At 72.0% G+C, this 14,847-nt stretch carries 11 protein-coding genes and 2 tRNA genes; 11 read left to right on the top strand and 2 right to left on the bottom strand.

Going from position 1 to position 14,847, the window contains the following annotated elements:
* Positions 1 to 79: 79 nt before the first annotated feature.
* A tRNA-Ala gene (locus tag BM314_RS21705) sits at positions 80 to 155 on the top strand.
* 55 nt (positions 156 to 210) lie between these two features.
* Positions 211 to 286: transfer RNA gene (locus BM314_RS21700), tRNA-Ala, on the top strand.
* A gap of 236 nt (positions 287 to 522) precedes the next feature.
* Here the strand turns inward: BM314_RS21700 and BM314_RS21695 are convergent.
* Positions 523 to 1,011, bottom strand: a complete 489-nt coding sequence (locus tag BM314_RS21695; RefSeq protein WP_020092868.1) for an Lrp/AsnC family transcriptional regulator — start codon at positions 1,009 to 1,011, stop codon at positions 523 to 525.
* Positions 1,012 to 1,191: 180 nt separating this feature from the next.
* Between BM314_RS21695 and mdeB the strand changes: the two genes are divergently transcribed.
* The 6 genes from mdeB (at position 1,192) to BM314_RS21665 (ending at position 8,818) form a co-directional block, all read left to right on the top strand.
* Positions 1,192 to 3,876: an alpha-ketoglutarate dehydrogenase gene (gene mdeB, locus BM314_RS21690; RefSeq protein WP_091980175.1), complete on the top strand. Its 2,685-nt coding sequence runs from the start codon at positions 1,192 to 1,194 to the stop codon at positions 3,874 to 3,876.
* 76 nt (positions 3,877 to 3,952) lie between these two features.
* Positions 3,953 to 5,329 carry a 2-oxo acid dehydrogenase subunit E2 gene (locus BM314_RS21685; protein WP_091980173.1) on the top strand — a complete coding sequence of 459 codons (1,377 nt, stop codon included), beginning with the start codon at positions 3,953 to 3,955 and terminating at the stop codon, positions 5,327 to 5,329.
* A gap of 8 nt (positions 5,330 to 5,337) precedes the next feature.
* Positions 5,338 to 7,071 (top strand): dihydrolipoyl dehydrogenase, encoded by a 1,734-nt coding sequence (lpdA, locus tag BM314_RS21680; RefSeq protein ID WP_091980171.1) that lies wholly within the window; start codon positions 5,338 to 5,340, stop codon positions 7,069 to 7,071.
* A gap of 319 nt (positions 7,072 to 7,390) precedes the next feature.
* Positions 7,391 to 7,999 carry a hypothetical protein gene (locus tag BM314_RS21675; protein WP_091980169.1) on the top strand — a complete coding sequence of 203 codons (609 nt, stop codon included), beginning with the start codon at positions 7,391 to 7,393 and terminating at the stop codon, positions 7,997 to 7,999.
* Positions 8,000 to 8,033: 34 nt separating this feature from the next.
* A complete protein-coding gene (locus BM314_RS21670; RefSeq protein ID WP_020092873.1) occupies positions 8,034 to 8,444 on the top strand; it encodes a DUF2147 domain-containing protein in 411 nt (136 codons plus the stop codon).
* Between the two features lie 104 nt (positions 8,445 to 8,548).
* Positions 8,549 to 8,818, top strand: coding sequence for a hypothetical protein (locus tag BM314_RS21665; RefSeq protein ID WP_012322495.1), 270 nt, complete (start codon positions 8,549 to 8,551; stop codon positions 8,816 to 8,818).
* 169 nt (positions 8,819 to 8,987) lie between these two features.
* Here BM314_RS21665 and alaS read toward each other — a convergent pair whose 3' ends face one another.
* On the bottom strand, positions 8,988 to 11,666 hold the full coding sequence (gene alaS / locus BM314_RS21660) for an alanine--tRNA ligase (protein WP_091980131.1): 2,679 nt from the start codon (positions 11,664 to 11,666) through the stop codon (positions 8,988 to 8,990).
* A gap of 229 nt (positions 11,667 to 11,895) precedes the next feature.
* Between alaS and BM314_RS21655 the strand changes: the two genes are divergently transcribed.
* The 3 genes from BM314_RS21655 (at position 11,896) to BM314_RS21645 (ending at position 14,781) form a co-directional block, all read left to right on the top strand.
* Entirely contained in the window at positions 11,896 to 13,062 is a 1,167-nt protein-coding gene (locus tag BM314_RS21655; protein WP_056531990.1) for a transglycosylase SLT domain-containing protein, read from the top strand.
* A 120-nt stretch (positions 13,063 to 13,182) separates the two neighbouring features.
* Positions 13,183 to 13,779 carry a NepR family anti-sigma factor gene (locus tag BM314_RS21650; protein ID WP_082558049.1) on the top strand — a complete coding sequence of 199 codons (597 nt, stop codon included), beginning with the start codon at positions 13,183 to 13,185 and terminating at the stop codon, positions 13,777 to 13,779.
* Between the two features lie 72 nt (positions 13,780 to 13,851).
* Positions 13,852 to 14,781 (top strand): transglutaminase family protein, encoded by a 930-nt coding sequence (locus BM314_RS21645; RefSeq protein WP_091980129.1) that lies wholly within the window; start codon positions 13,852 to 13,854, stop codon positions 14,779 to 14,781.
* Positions 14,782 to 14,847 lie beyond the last annotated feature (66 nt).

The raw sequence follows: 14,847 nt of genomic DNA, 5'->3' as shown, positions 1-14,847 counted from the left end.
CCTATAGAACCGGCCTCGCCGACCGCGACCCGGACCGGCGAGACCCCGCGGTACCCAAACCGCGGTGGATGTAAAAAGTGGGGCCTTAGCTCAGCTGGGAGAGCGCTTCCATGGCATGGAAGAGGTCATCGGTTCGATCCCGTTAGGCTCCACCATCCCACCCTCGCGCGACGCGGCCCTGTCGGGGACGCGGACCGCGTTTAAAAATATGGGGCCTTAGCTCAGCTGGGAGAGCGCTTCCATGGCATGGAAGAGGTCATCGGTTCGATCCCGTTAGGCTCCACCATTCCTCGCACGCGCGACGCGGCCGTCCCGGCCTTCCGCGCCGTCAGGTAGATCCCCACAGCACCGTCCCTGCGCGCGCAGCGAAACGATCCCGTCGGCGCGACGACTGAGGTCGCGCGGTCCTGAGTCACCACGCGTTGCTCGTGATGGCGGAGAGGAGATCGCCCGAGGGTTTCAGGCGGAACCCGTCCCGGCCGTCCAGGCCCGCATCGGGACTCCTCGCTGAAACAATCCGGCTCAGCGGGTCAGGTGACCGAGCGGCAGCGCGGTCGTGTACTTCACCTGCCCCAGGGCGAAGCTCGAGCGGATGTTGGCCACGCCGGGGATCCGCGTGAGGTGGTCGAGGACGAGCTTCTGGTACTGGCCCAGATCCTCGACGACGACGCGCAGCATGTAGTCGGCCTCGCCGCTCATCAGGTAGCACTCCATCACCTCCGGGCGGCTGCGCACCGCCTCGTCGAAGGCCTGGAGCGCGGCCTGGGTCTGCTTCTCAAGCGACACGTGGACGAAGACGTTGACCGCGAGCCCGAGGCTCAGCGGGTCGACCACCGCCACGCAGCCGCGGATCACCCCCGCCTCCTTCAGGTCGTTGACGCGTCGCCAGCACGGCGACGTCGACAGGCCGACCCGCTCCGCGAGATCCGCGATGCTGATCTCGCTGTCCTGCTGCAGGCACTCGAGGATGCGCAGGCTCGCGGCGTCGAGGGCGGCCGGTCGGGCGGGCATGCGATCGGTCTCCGGTCGGGAACCGCGTGCGCGGCCTGAGGCGCAGGATGCGGCATGTTTTGCCGCCTACAGCCCGTATCAGGGAATATCAATCCGCGAACCCCGGCATCGCGGCAAATATCCGGCATGTCCCGCCGCCGCGATCCTCGTATGATCGCGCCGACCAGGGAGGCCGCGCCGATGAACGCCATACCGCCGAAAGCCACGATCGCGCGGTCCGCCGAGGTGGATCACGATCCGGCCGAGACCCAGGACTGGCTCGCCGCGCTGGAATCCGTCTTCCGCACCGAGGGTGCGGCCCGGGCGCGCTTCATCCTCGATCGCCTGGAGCGGCGCTCGAAGGAGATCGGCATCCTCGACGAGGCCCTGCCCTACTCGCCCTACCGGAACACGATCGCGCTGGAGAAGCAGCCGCGCTACCCCGGCGACCTCGACATCGAGGAGCGCCTGACCTCGATCATGCGCTGGAATGCGCTGGCCATGGTGGTGCGTGCCAACATGGCCTACGGCGAGCTCGGCGGCCACGTGGCGAGCTACGCCTCGGCGGCGGAGCTGTTCGAGGTCGGCTTCAATCACTTCTTCGAGGGCGGCACGGACGGCGACCTCGTCTATTTCCAGCCGCACTCCGCGCCGGGCGTCTACGCGCGGGCCTTCCTCGAGGGCCGGCTGTCCGAGGAGCAGCTGAAGCATTACCGCCAGGAGATCGCCGGCGACGGGCTCTGCTCCTACCCGCATCCCTGGCTGATGCCGGATTTCTGGCAGGTCCCCACCGGCTCCATGGGCATCGGCCCGATCCACGCGGTCTATCAGGCCCGGTTCATGCGCTACCTCGGTGACCGGGGCCTCGCCGACACCACCGGCCGGCACGTCTGGGGCGTGTTCGGCGACGGCGAGATGGACGAGCCCGAGTCGATCGGCGGCCTGGCGCTCGCCGCGCGCGAGAATCTCGACAACCTGACCTTCGTCATCAACTGCAACCTGCAGCGGCTCGATGGGCCGGTGCGCGGCAACGGACAGATCATCCAGGAGTTGGAGAGCCTGTTCCGAGGCGCCGGCTGGAACGTCATCAAGGTGCTGTGGGGCTCGGAGTGGGACGGGATCTTCGCCCGCGACACCAACCACGCCCTGCTGCGCCGCTTCGCCGAGACCGTCGACGGCAAGTACCAGACGCTCGGTGCCAAGGACGGCGCCTACAACCTCGCGCACTTCTTCGGCGAGGACCCGGAGGTGCGCGAGCTCGTCGCCCACATGTCGGACGCCGACGTCGACCGGCTGAAGCGCGGCGGCCACGACTTCCGCAAGCTCTACGCGGCCTTCGCGGCTGCCAAGGCCACCAAGGGCCGGCCGACGGTGATCCTGGCCAAGACCAAGAAGGGCTACGGCATGGGCGGCGCGGGCGAGTCGCGCATGACCGCCCACCAGGCCAAGAAGCTCGACGTCGACGCGCTGCGCGCCTTCCGCGACCGGTTCGCGCTGCCGCTGTCGGACGCGCAGGTGGAGGGCCTGGCCTTCTACAAGCCGGCCGAGGACGGCGCCGAGATGCGCTACCTGCGCGAGCGGCGCGAGATGCTCGGCGGCGTCCTGCCGGCCCGCCGCCGCACGGCGCCGACGGTCCCTGTTCCGGAGCTCTCCACCTACGCGGGCTTCGCCCTCGAGGCCGCCGGCAAGGAGATGTCGACCACCACCGCGGTGGTGCGCCTGTTCGGCAACCTCCTGAAGCACAAGGATCTCGGGCCGCGCATCGTGCCGATCGTCGCCGACGAGGCGCGGACCTTCGGCATGGCCAACCTGTTCCGGCAGGTCGGGATCTACGCGCCGCAGGGGCAGCTCTACGAGCCGGAGGATGCGGGCTCGATGCTCTACTACCGCGAGGCCCGGGACGGGCAGCTCCTCGAAGAGGGCATCACCGAGGCCGGGGCGATCTCGTCCTGGACGGCGGCGGCCACGTCCTACAGCGTCCACGGCCTGTCGATGCTGCCGTTCTACATCTACTACTCGATGTTCGGCTTCCAGCGGGTCGGCGACCTGATCTGGGCGGCGGCCGACCAGCGGGCCCGCGGCTTCCTGATCGGCGCCACGGCGGGCCGCACGACGCTGGGCGGCGAGGGCCTGCAGCACCAGGACGGGTCGAGCCACATGCAGGCGGCCGCGATCCCGAACTGCCGGGCCTACGATCCGGCCTTCGCGTACGAGATGGCGGTGATCGTCGACCGGGGCGCCCGGGCGATGATGGAGGAAGGCGAGGACGCCTTCTACTACCTCACGGCGATGAACGAGAACTACGCCCAGCCGTCCATGCCGCAGGGGGCGGAGGCCGGGATCCTGAAGGGCATGTACCGCCTGTCGGGGCCGGAGGCCGGACAAGGGACGGGCGCCGCCGTGCGGCTCCTCGGCTCCGGGGCGATCCTGCCGGAGGTGATCGCGGCGGCGGCGCTGCTCGCGCAGGATTTCGGCGTCGCGGCCGAGGTGTTCAGCGTGACGAGCTTCAGCGAGCTGGCCCGCGATGCCCGCGAGGCCGAGCGGCAGGCGATGCTCAACCCGGAGGCCGAGGCGCCGGTCAGCCACGTGGCGGCGCTGCTGCCGGGCACGGCGCCCATCGTCGCGGCGAGCGACTACGTCCGGGCCTACCCGCAGCTGATCGCCTCCTATGTCGGCGCGCGCTTCGTCGCCCTCGGCACCGACGGGTTCGGGCGCAGCGACACTCGCAACGCGCTCCGTCGGTTCTTCGAGGTCGACCGGCAGCACGTGGTCATCGCCGCCCTGCATGCTCTGGCCGAGGCCGGCACGGTGCCGCGCGCCACGGTGGCGGACGCGATCCGCCGCTACGGCGTCGCGGCCGACGCGCCCGCGCCCTGGACGATCTGAGGCCGGGCGCCCCGTCGCGGGGCGCCGCCCGCCCCCACCCCCTTTTCGAACGCCCGAGCCACGGACATCCGACCGCATGAGCGCCGCGCTGCAGATCGCCCTTCCGGACATCGGCGATTACCGGGACGTGCCGGTCATCGAGCTTCTGGTGAAGCCCGGCGACCGCCTCGCGGTGGACGACCTGATCCTCAGCATCGAGTCCGACAAGGCCACCATGGAGGTCCCCTCCCCGGTCGCCGGCATCGTGCGCGAGTTGCTGGTGTCGGTGGGGTCGAAGGTCTCCGAGGGCACACCGATCCTGACGGTGGAGCCTGCCGAGGGCGGCGGGGTCGAGACCGCGGCGGCACCGCCTGCCGCGGCCGCAGCGCCGTCGGCTTCCGGGCATGGCGCGGGTCCCCGCTCCCGTGCGGGAGAGGGACAGGGTGAGGGATCCGGGTTGTCCGGAGACGGCATCCCCCTCACCCCAGCCCTCGCCCGCACGGGAGAGGGAGCCGGTCGCGCCTCGCTGGAGCCGATGCGGGCCGACCCGATCCAGGCGACAAGCGGCGACGTGCATGCCAGCCCGTCGGTCCGCCAGCTCGCCCGCGAGCTGGGCGTCGGGCTCGACCGCGTCGCCGCCACCGGCCCGAAGGGGCGGATCCTGCGCGAGGACGTGCACGCCTTCGTCAAGGCGGCCCTCAACGCGCCGGTCCAGGCGCCCGTCGCCGCGTCCGGCATCGGCGCCGGCCTGCCGCCCTGGCCGGAGGTCGACTTCGCCAAGTTCGGGCCGGTGCGGCGCGAGCCGCTCTCGCGCATCCAGAGTCTCTCTGGGGCCAATCTCAGCCGCAACTGGCTGACGATCCCGCACGTGACCAATTTCGACCGGGCCGACGTCACCGAGATCGAGTCGTTCCGGGTCGGCCTCAACACGGAGACACGCACGCCGCCCGCCCGGGTCACCATGGTGGCCTTCCTGATCAAGGCGGCGGCCTCGGCGCTGCGCGCCTATCCGCGCTTCAATTCCTCCCTGGAGGGCAGCGACCTCGTCCTGAAGGACTACGTCCATGTCGGCTTCGCGGTGGACACGCCGAAGGGCCTGATGGTGCCGGTGGTGCGCGACTGCGACCGCAAGGGCCTCATCGAGATCGCCACCGAGATGGCCGCGATGGCCGAGAAGGCCCGGGCCGGAACCCTCCCGGGTTCCGACATGCAGGGCGGCTGCTTCTCGGTGTCGTCGCTCGGCGGCATCGGCGGCGACGGCTTCACCCCGATCATCAACGCCCCCGAGGTCGCGATCCTGGGCGCGGCGCGCTCGCGCACCGAGGCGGTCTGGGACGGCAAGGCCTTCCAGCCGCGCCTGATCCTGCCGCTCAGCCTGTCCTGGGACCACCGCGTCGTGGACGGCGTCGCCGCCGCCCGCTTCCTCGGCCACGTGGCCTCGGTCCTGTCGGACCTGCGCCGCGCCCTCCTGTGACCGCCGCCATGCCCGAGACCCTCGACATCCGCGTCCCCGATCTCGGGGACTACGCCGACGTGCCCGTCATCGAGATCCCGGTGGCGCCCGGCCAGCCGGTCGCCAAGGACCAGACCCTGCTGGTGGTCGAATCCGACAAGGCGACGCTGGACATCCCCTCCCCCGCGGCGGGCCGCCTCGTGGAGATGCTGGTCGGCCTCGGCGACACGGTCTCGGCCGGCACCCTCGTCGCCCGCCTCGCGGTCGAGGCGACCGACGCGCGCGGCGAACCGACCCCTGCGCCGGCCTCGGCTCCGACCCCCGCGCCCACGCCCGCCGCGCCGCCGCCGAAGCCGCAGGCCGGCGCGGGCTGCGATCTCCTGGTGATCGGCGGAGGACCGGGCGGCTACTCAGCCGCCTTCCGGGCCGCCGATCTCGGGCAGCGGGTCGTCCTGGTGGAGCGCCACGCGACCCTCGGCGGCGTCTGCCTCAACGTGGGCTGCATCCCCTCGAAGGCGCTGCTCCACGTGGCCGCGGTCACCGAGGAGGCCGTCCGGCTGGCCGCGCACGGGATCAGCTTCGGCGCGCCGACGGTCGATCTGGAGAAGCTGCGGACCTTCAAGGCCGGCACCGTCCGTCGCCTCACCGACGGGCTCGCCCAGATGGCACGCCAGCGCAAGGTCGAGGTGGTCCGAGGGACAGCCCGCTTCACCGGGCCCCGCACGGTCTCGGTGACGCTGCACGACGGCGGCACGCGGGACGTCACCTTCACGGGCGCCGTCGTGGCGGCGGGCTCGGCGCCGGTGGCCCTGCCGATGCTCCCGGACGATCCGCGGGTCGTGAATTCCACCGGGGCGCTGGAACTTACCGCCGTGCCGCGCCGGCTCCTGGTGATCGGCGGCGGCATCATCGGCCTGGAGATGGCAACGGTCTACAGCGCCCTCGGCGCGCGGGTCGACGTAGTCGAGCGCCTGCCCGGCCTGCTCGAGGGCGTCGACCGGGATCTCGTGAGCGTCTGGACGAAGCGCAACGCCCACCGTTTCGACCGCGTCCTGACGGGGGTCGAGGTCGTCTCCGCCGAGGCGAAACCGGACGGGATCGCCGTGACCTTCTCGGGGGAGGCCGAGCCCGGAACCTACGACCTCGTGCTCCAGGCCGCCGGCCGCCGGCCCAACGGGGCGACGCTCGGTCTCGACGCGGCCGGCGTTGCGCTGGACGGCGGCTTCATTCCGGTGGACGCCCAGATGCGCACGAACGTGCCGCACATCTTCGCCATCGGGGATTGCGTCGGCCAGCCGATGCTCGCCCACAAGGCGGTGCATCAGGGCCACGTCGCCGCCGAGGCGGCCGCCGGCCACAAGGCCGGGTTCGACGCCGCCGTGATCCCGTCGGTCGCCTACACCGACCCGGAGATCGCCTGGGCCGGCCTCACCGAGACGGCCGCGAAGGCGGCCGGGCGGGCCGTCGAGGTGGCGCGCTTCCCCTGGGCCGCTTCGGGCCGGGCCATCGCCAACGGCGCCGATTACGGCCTGACCAAGCTTCTGTTCGACGCGCAGACCAGGCGCGTCGTCGGCGGCGCCATCGTCGGCCCGAGCGCCGGCGACATGATCGGCGAAGTCGCGCTGGCGATCGAGATGGGCGCCGACGCCACCGATATCGGCCGGACGATCCACCCCCACCCGACGCTCGGCGAGACGATCGGTCTCGCGGCGGAGGCCGGGCTCGGCCTCTGCACCGACCTGCCGCCGGTCGCCCGTCGGTAGACACGACGTCGGCGCCGGGCCCGTCCGCCCGGCGGCTCGACGGATCGCCGCGTCTTGTATAGATCTCGGCCCGCGTCGCCGGCTCGGCCGGGAAGCCGTCCGGTCGGAGCGTTCTGCCGGGCCTCGATGCGGCAGTACGTGGCGAAGATCTGGTGGTTCAGCTGAGAGGATATGATCCGAGATGCTGTGGCACACCGGACCGTCTTTCCGCCCCGCTGCCCACATCTTGTCATTACTGGCGTGGGATCGATTCTCGCGCGGGGCCCCGCGGCCCGCAACGACCGCACCAGCGCTCCGGGTGCCGCCCCTGGCCCTCGCGGTGCTGCTGGGGTCGGTCGCGGTGACCGGGGCGCCGAGCTGGGCGCGCGACGCCGCCGAGGCGCCGAAGCCGGCCGATACGCCGTCCGCCGCCGACGGGCCGCAGGCGCTCATCGCCTCGCTGCGGAGCCGTATCCTCGCGGCGCACAGCGCGACCTTCGCTCTCGAGAGCTGGTGCGCCGACTACAAGCTCGCCGGGGACCCGCACCTCGTGGCGGAGCGCGTGCCCGTGGCCGACAAGCCCCTGACGGCCGCGCAGCGCGCCCGTCTCGCGATCGGCCCGGACGAGCCGGTGCGCTACCGCCGCGTCCGTCTCGCCTGCGGGGACCGCGTCCTGTCCGAGGCGGATAACTGGTACGTGCCGGCCCGGCTCACGCCGGAGATGAACGCGACGCTGGACACCACCCGCACGCCCTTCGGCCGGGTCGTGCGTCCCCTCGCCCCGGTGCGCAGCACCGTCGAGGTGCGCGCGCCGGTCCGGAGCGCCATGCCCGGACCGGACGATCCGCTCTTCGAGATCGACGCCGTGCTGTCGACCGGGGCCGGGCAGCCGTTCTGCGAGGTCGTCGAGACGTATCTGGGCGGTGCGCTGCCGCAGGCATCGCGGTAGAACCCGGCCGCGTTCTCGGTTGGGAGGAACAGGTATGGGTTCGAGGTTTCGTCGCGCGGTTCTGGCCCTGCTCGCGACGGGCGCGGCGTGCGCGCCGGCCCTGGCGGCCGATCCGGCCGGCGTATGGCTGACGGAAACCGGCAGTTCGAAGGTCCGCATCGCGCCCTGCGGCGGCGGCTTCTGTGGCACGATCATCAGCGCGCCCGGGAAGGGGCTCGACGCGAAGAACCCGGATCCGGCCCTGCGTGGCCGCAGCGTCGTCGGCGTCCAGATCCTCGACGCGCGACAGCCCGAAGGCGGCGGCTTCTCGGGGTCGCTCTACAACCCGAACGACGGCAAGACCTATTCCGGTTCGCTGAAGCTCACGGGACCCGACTCGCTCGAGGTCTCCGGCTGCGTCATGAGCGTGTTCTGCAAGCGGCAGACCTGGACGCGCGTGAAGTGATCGCGCGCGGCGGGCGCCGGGGCGAGGCGGTGCCGCGTCGCAACAACGCGGGATCGATCGCGCGCGACTGAGGTTGCCTGGGTCTGGAACCAGCAAGGATTCTCATGACCCGGACATGTCTCGCCGCTCTTCTCGCCCTCGCCACCGTCGCGCCGGCCAGCGCCCAGGTCGAGGCCCGGCCCGTCGCGCCCGCTCCCGGCGCGCCGGGCGTGGTGAGCCAGCAGATCGACGCCACCGGGAACGAAGCCGCCGTGAGCTACTCGCCTACCGGCCGGCCGGCCGACACGATCTCCAACAACTCGGCGGCAGCGGGCAACGCCAACCAGCCGTCGCGGGTCGCGCCGCAGGGCGGTGGCGGCGGCGGCAGCCGGTGATCTCGCCTGATCCCCGGTGACCCGAGCGGCGCAGGACCCGCGAGGGGGCCGCGATGTTCGCCCGGGGCCGGAACGGACGCGGGAGCCTGTCGGGGCGACCGCGCCGGTCTCGCGGAGGACAATCGGGCCGCGCCGGCGACGGTGCGGCCCTTCCGCGGCCCGTCGCGGCTCAGGCGGCCTCGGTGAGAGCCTGCGCGACGGCGTCGAGGGCGGCCTCGGCCCCGGCCCCGTTCGGGCCGCCGGCCTGCGCCATGTCGCGGCGGCCGCCGCCGCCCTTCCCGCCGAGCGCCCCGGCCCCGGCCCGGACCAGCCCGACCGCGTCGTAGCGCGCGGTCAGGTCGTCGGTGACGCCGACCACCAGCCCGGCCTTGCCGTCCGGTCCGACGCCGACCACCGCCACGATGCCGGAGCCCAGGCGCTTCTTCTCCTCGTCGACGATCGGCTTGAGGTCGCGCATGTCGAGCCCCTCGATGACGGAGCGGCGGAAGGCCACCCCACCGATCTCGGTCTGCTGCGCGCCCGAGCCCGGGCCGCCCTCGCCACCCATGGCGAGCTTGCGACGGGTCTCGGCCAGCTCGCGCTCCAGGCGGCGCCGGTCCTCCATCAGCGCGGTCAGGCGGTCGGGCGCCTCAGAGACCGGCGCCTTGAGGATGCCGGCGAGCGCCGCCAGCGTCCGGGCCTCCTCGGCGCGGTGACGGCGCGCCGCGTCGGCCGTCAGCGCCTCGATCCGGCGCACGCCCGCGCCCACCGCGCTCTCGGCCACGATGGTGATTGCCCCGATATCGCCGGTGCGCGCGGCGTGGGTGCCGCCGCAGAGCTCCACGGAGAAATTCTTGGCGCGCGGTTGCGCGGCGTCGCCGTCGACCGGCAGCCCCATCGAGACCACCCGCACCTCGTCGCCGTACTTCTCGCCGAACAGCGCGCGGGCGCCCGACGCGATCGCGTCGTCAACGGCCATCAGCTTCGTGACGACGGGCGCGTTCTGCAGCAGCACCGCGTTGGCGATGTCCTCGACGCGGCCGAGCTCGTCGGCCTCGATCGGCTTCGGGTGGCTGATGTCGAAGCGCAGCCGGTCGGGGCTGACCAGCGAGCCCTTCTGGGCGACGTGGTCGCCCAGCACCTGCCGCAGGGCCTCGTGGAGCAGGTGGGTGGCCGAGTGGTTGGCCCGGATCGCCCTGCGGCGGGCGTTGTCGACCTTCAGCTCGACCGGCTGGTCGAGGCTCACCGACCCCTCCTCCACGGTGACGTGATGGACGAACACGTCGCCGAGCTTCTTCTGGGTGTCGGTCACCCGCGCCCGCACGCCCGGCGCCAGGATCAGGCCGGTATCGCCGACCTGGCCGCCCGACTCTCCGTAGAACGGCGTCTGATTGACGAGGACGAGGCCGGTCTGACCAGCCTCGAGGGCCTTCACCTCGGCGCCGTCGCGCAGAAGCGCGGTCACGATGCCCTCGGCGGTCTCGGTCTCGTAGCCCAGGAACTCGGTGGCGCCGACGCGCTCGCGCAGTCCGAACCACACCGTCTCGGTCGCCGCCTCGCCCGAGCCCTTCCAGGCCTCGCGGGCCGCCTGCTTCTGGCGCTGCATCGCGGCCGCGAAGGCGTCGGTGTCCACGCCGATGCCGCGGGCCTTGAGCGCGTCCTGCGTCAGGTCGAGGGGGAAGCCGTAGGTGTCGTAGAGGGTGAAGGCGGTCTCGCCGGAGAGCTTGTCGCCCTCCCGGAGGTCGCGGCTCTCGGCGTCGAGGATCGACAAGCCCCGCTCGAGGGTGCGGCGGAAGCGGGTCTCCTCCAGCTTCAGGGTCTCGGCGATCAGGCTCTCGGCCCGCATCAGCTCCGGGTAGGCCTGGCCCATCTCGCGCACGAGGGTCGGCACGAGGCGGAACATGGTGGGCTCGCGGGCCCCCAGGATCTCGGCGTGGCGCATGGCGCGGCGCATGATCCGGCGCAGCACGTAGCCGCGGCCCTCGTTGCCCGGCAGCACACCGTCGGCCACTAGGAAGGAGGCCGCCCGCAGGTGGTCGGCGATCACCCGGTAGGACGCCATCGTGGCCGCCTCCGGCGCCCGCGAGACCGCGTGGGCCACCGCGTCGATGAGCGCGCGGAACAGGTCGGTGTCGTAGTTCGAGTGGACGCCCTGGAGGATCGCGGCCATGCGCTCCAGGCCCATGCCGGTGTCGATCGACGGCCGCGGCAGCGGGTTGCGCACGCCCGGCTCCAGCTGCTCGTACTGCATGAACACGAGGTTCCAGAACTCGAGGAAGCGGTCGCCGTCCTCGTCCGGCGAACCGGGCGGTCCGCCCTGGAGCGCCGGGCCCTGGTCGATGAAGATCTCCGAGCAGGGGCCGCACGGGCCGGTATCGCCCATCTGCCAGAAATTGTCGGAGGTCCCGATCCGGATGATCTTCTCGTCCGGGAAGCCGGCGATCTTCTTCCACAGGCCGGCGGCCTCGTCGTCGTCGGCGTAGACGGTGACGAGGAGCTTGTCGGGCTTGAGGCCGAACTCCTTGGTGATCAGCGTCCAGGCCAGCTCGATCGCGCGGTCCTTGAAGTAGTCGCCGAACGAGAAGTTGCCGAGCATCTCGAAGAACGTGTGGTGGCGCGCGGTGTACCCGACATTGTCGAGGTCGTTGTGCTTGCCGCCGGCCCGCACGCATTTCTGCGCCGTCGTCGCCCGGTCGTAGGCGCGCTTCTCCATCCCGGTGAAGACGTTCTTGAACTGCACCATGCCGGCGTTCGTGAACATCAGCGTCGGGTCGTTCTTCGGCACGAGGCTCGAGGACGGCACGACCTCGTGGCCCGCCTTGGCGAAGTAGTCGAGGAAGGTCGACCGGATCTCGTTGACGCCGCTCATCGGGGCTGACTCTGGCAGTACGGACGGGAAAGGGCGGCCGCGCGTCATCCGCCCGGCGCCCGCATGGCGCCCTCTTAAGGAGGGATGCCGCGCGAGTCACGGGCGGCCTGCCCCGAAATCTCCACGGGACGCCGCAACTCGGCCACAAGCGCGGCCGTGTTGTCGCCACATCTGTCAAGCGATGGTGAGTCCGTAGCGCCACAGCGGCGTGTGGAGAGTCGGGATAACGATGCAGGGCCGCACGGTCGGATCGCCGAGGACCATCACCGGCAAGCAGGGCCATTTCGGCTCGGGCCGCGCCGACGTGATCGCCGCACAGCCCATGCTGGGCCGTGCCCATGGCAGCCGCCCCGCGCTGTTCCGCTCCCTGCTCACCGTCTCGATGATCGCCGGCGGCCTCAGCGCCGCGCTGATCGGGTCGGGCGTGGACCTCGCCAAGGTCGGCCTGTCGCCGGCCGTGTCGGTCGCGGAGGCCGCCACCGAGCTCCCGATGCCGCGCCCGCGCATCCACACCGTCGCCCTCAGCACCCCGCTGGAGCAGACTCCGCTGCGCGCTGCCGCGAGCTTCGCCCCGGTGCACGACCTCGACACCGAACTCGGCTCCAACACGGTCGACCGCGTGTCGTACGACTTCCTGCTGTCCGAGAGCGCCGTCGGCGATCCGAACGACATCCTCGAGTTCGGCCCGATGAAGATCCGGCGCCACCTCGTGCAGACGATCGTCCGGGCGGCCCAGGCGGTCCAGACCGATCCGGTGCTGCTGATGGCGGTAGCCGACAAGGAATCTAGCTTCGTCACGGCGGTCCAGGCCAAGACCTCCTCGGCGACGGGCCTCTACCAGTTCATCGAGCGGACCTGGCTCGGCGTGGTTCGCGACTTCGGCGCCAAGTACGGGCTGGAGAAGGACGCGGCGCTGATCACCTCCGACGCCAACGACCGGCCGGTGATCACCGATCCGGCGGAGCGCGCCCGGGTGCTGGAACTGCGCCGCGACCCGTACCTCTCGGCGCTGATGGCCGGCGAGATGCTGAAGCGCGACGCGGCCCGCATCGCCCTGCGCATCGGCCGCGAGCTGACCCTCGGCGAGGTCTACCTCGCCCACTTCCTCGGACCGGACGACGCCGAGGAGTTCCTCGCCAACGTCGTGAACAAGCCGGCCGCCGCCGCGGCGGCCCTGCTCCCGGGGCCGGCCCGGGCCAACCGCTCGATCTTCTTCGCCGCCGGGCGCTTCGTCGGGCGCGGCCGCCACCGCAAGCCCCTGAGCCTGTCGGTCGCGCAGGTGCACGAGAAGTTCGAGGCGATGATGAGCACCCGCGGGACGCGCTACCAGAACGTCCGCCAAGTCTCTGGAATCATGGCGTATGCCGACGCCGACGCCGGGCTCGCCACGCAGTAACGGCTCTGTGACGCCGGGCGGGATTCCGAACGCCCGGCGCAACCAGCGGCGGATTGCCGACTTTCCTCCTTCAAGCGCCGCATCCTCGAGCGGCGCGGAAGTCGACTTCGGGGGGAGTCCTTGAAAAAGCACCAGACGAGCGCACCCCTGCCGCTCACCGATACGCTGTCACCGGGTATTCCGCTCGATCAGATTGGTCAGAAACTGGCGTCGTTCTACGATGATCTGGTCACCGAGGGCGTGCCCGAGCACCTCGCGGCCCTGGTCCGCCGCGTGCGGCAGAACGAGGGCGACGAGGCCGCCCCGGGCGCGCCGAGCGTCGTGGCGGCCGAGGCCGGTCCGCCGCGTCTCGCGCTCGTCGTGGAGGACGATCCCGAGATCCGCGCGCTCGCCGAGACCCTCTTGGAGGAAACCGAACTCGACGTGGTCGGGTGCGACAGCGCCGAGGCCGCCCTGTCGGTCCTCCAGGCGCGCGGGGGCGACGTCGCCCTCGTCTTCGCCGACGTCCGGCTGGCCGGCGAGATGGACGGCCTCCAGCTCGCCCGCGCGGTGGCGACCCTGTGGCCCCGGGCCCGTCTGGTGATCACCTCGGGCCACGGCATTCCCCGCCCCGAGCTGCCGGCCGAGGCCGTCTTCATCGCCAAGCCGTGGCGCCCCCTCGACGTGCTGGTCGAGGCCGAGCGCGCCGCCGCCGACCCGGCCCCGCCGGTGGTCTGAGGCGTTCCGCGCGGCCGGGCCCGGCCCTTGCATCGCCGGTGACCGCGTCGGCGCGAGCCCGGAGCCTGCGACTTGCCGATCCTCTCCGTCCGCCACCGCACCGTCTACCGGTACCGGCGTCCGGTCGCCTTCGGCGAGCACCGGATCATGTTCCGGCCGCGCGACAGCTACGATCAACGGCTGATCGCGGCGACCCTCGACATTGCCCCGGAGCCGGCCGCCCTGCGCTGGCTGTTCGACGTGTTCGGCAACTGCGTGGCGGTTGCGACCTTCGACACCCGCGCCGAGACCCTGACCTTCGACTGCGGCATCACCCTCGACCACACCCCGGAGCACGCGCCGGTCTTCCCCCTGGCGCCGCACGCGACCCACTACCCGTTCGGCTACGGCGCCGAGGACATGCCGGACCTCGCCCGCTCCATCGAGCGGCAATGGCCGGACCCGCGGCACGAGGTCGATGCCTGGGCGCGGAGCTTCCTGCCGCCGCAGGGCCGTATCCCGACGCAGGAGCTGCTGGCCGCGATGACGCGCAGCGTGCGGGCGAACTTCACCTACCTCGCCCGCTCCGAGAAGGGCGTGCAGGACCCGCTCACGACCCTGCGCACGAAGCTCGGCTCGTGCCGGGACTTCGCGGTGCTGATGATGGAGGGCGTCCGGGCGCTCGGCATGGCCGCCCGCTTCGTCTCCGGATACCTCTACAACCCGCGCAACGACCGGGCGCGCCACGTCGGCGGCGGCTCCACCCACGCCTGGCTGCAGGTCTACCTGCCGGGCGCCGGCTGGGTCGAGTTCGACCCGACCAACGGCATCGTGGGCAACCGCGACCTGATCCGCGTGGCGGTGACCCGCGATCCGGCCCAGGCCGTGCCGCTGCACGGCTCATTCTTCGGCCTCGCCAGCGACGATCTCGGCATGCGCGTCGACGTCGACGTGGTGGAACTGCCTGCCGACGGGCCGGCGGCCCGAACCGTGCAGGGGCCGGAGGCGTCCCTGGCGCGTTGAGTTCGCGCGCACCCGGACTCGGAACGAGCGTGCGTGGCGACTCCGCGCGGACGGCGACAGAGCAAG

Source organism: Methylobacterium sp. 13MFTsu3.1M2 (genome assembly GCF_900112625.1).
GTDB lineage: Bacteria > Pseudomonadota > Alphaproteobacteria > Rhizobiales > Beijerinckiaceae > Methylobacterium.
The sequence above is the reverse complement of the archived record's forward strand: the minus strand, read 5'-3'. Positions and strand labels throughout refer to the sequence as shown.

Coding starts and splice junctions, on each gene's coding strand:
- BM314_RS21695 (WP_020092868.1), bottom strand. CDS start 1,011: ATGCCCGCCCGACCGGCCGCCCTCGACGCCGCGAGCCTGCGCATCCTC.
- mdeB (WP_091980175.1), top strand. CDS start 1,192: ATGAACGCCATACCGCCGAAAGCCACGATCGCGCGGTCCGCCGAGGTG.
- BM314_RS21685 (WP_091980173.1), top strand. CDS start 3,953: ATGAGCGCCGCGCTGCAGATCGCCCTTCCGGACATCGGCGATTACCGG.
- lpdA (WP_091980171.1), top strand. CDS start 5,338: ATGCCCGAGACCCTCGACATCCGCGTCCCCGATCTCGGGGACTACGCC.
- BM314_RS21670 (WP_020092873.1), top strand. CDS start 8,034: ATGGGTTCGAGGTTTCGTCGCGCGGTTCTGGCCCTGCTCGCGACGGGC.
- BM314_RS21665 (WP_012322495.1), top strand. CDS start 8,549: ATGACCCGGACATGTCTCGCCGCTCTTCTCGCCCTCGCCACCGTCGCG.
- alaS (WP_091980131.1), bottom strand. CDS start 11,666: ATGAGCGGCGTCAACGAGATCCGGTCGACCTTCCTCGACTACTTCGCC.
- BM314_RS21655 (WP_056531990.1), top strand. CDS start 11,896: ATGCAGGGCCGCACGGTCGGATCGCCGAGGACCATCACCGGCAAGCAG.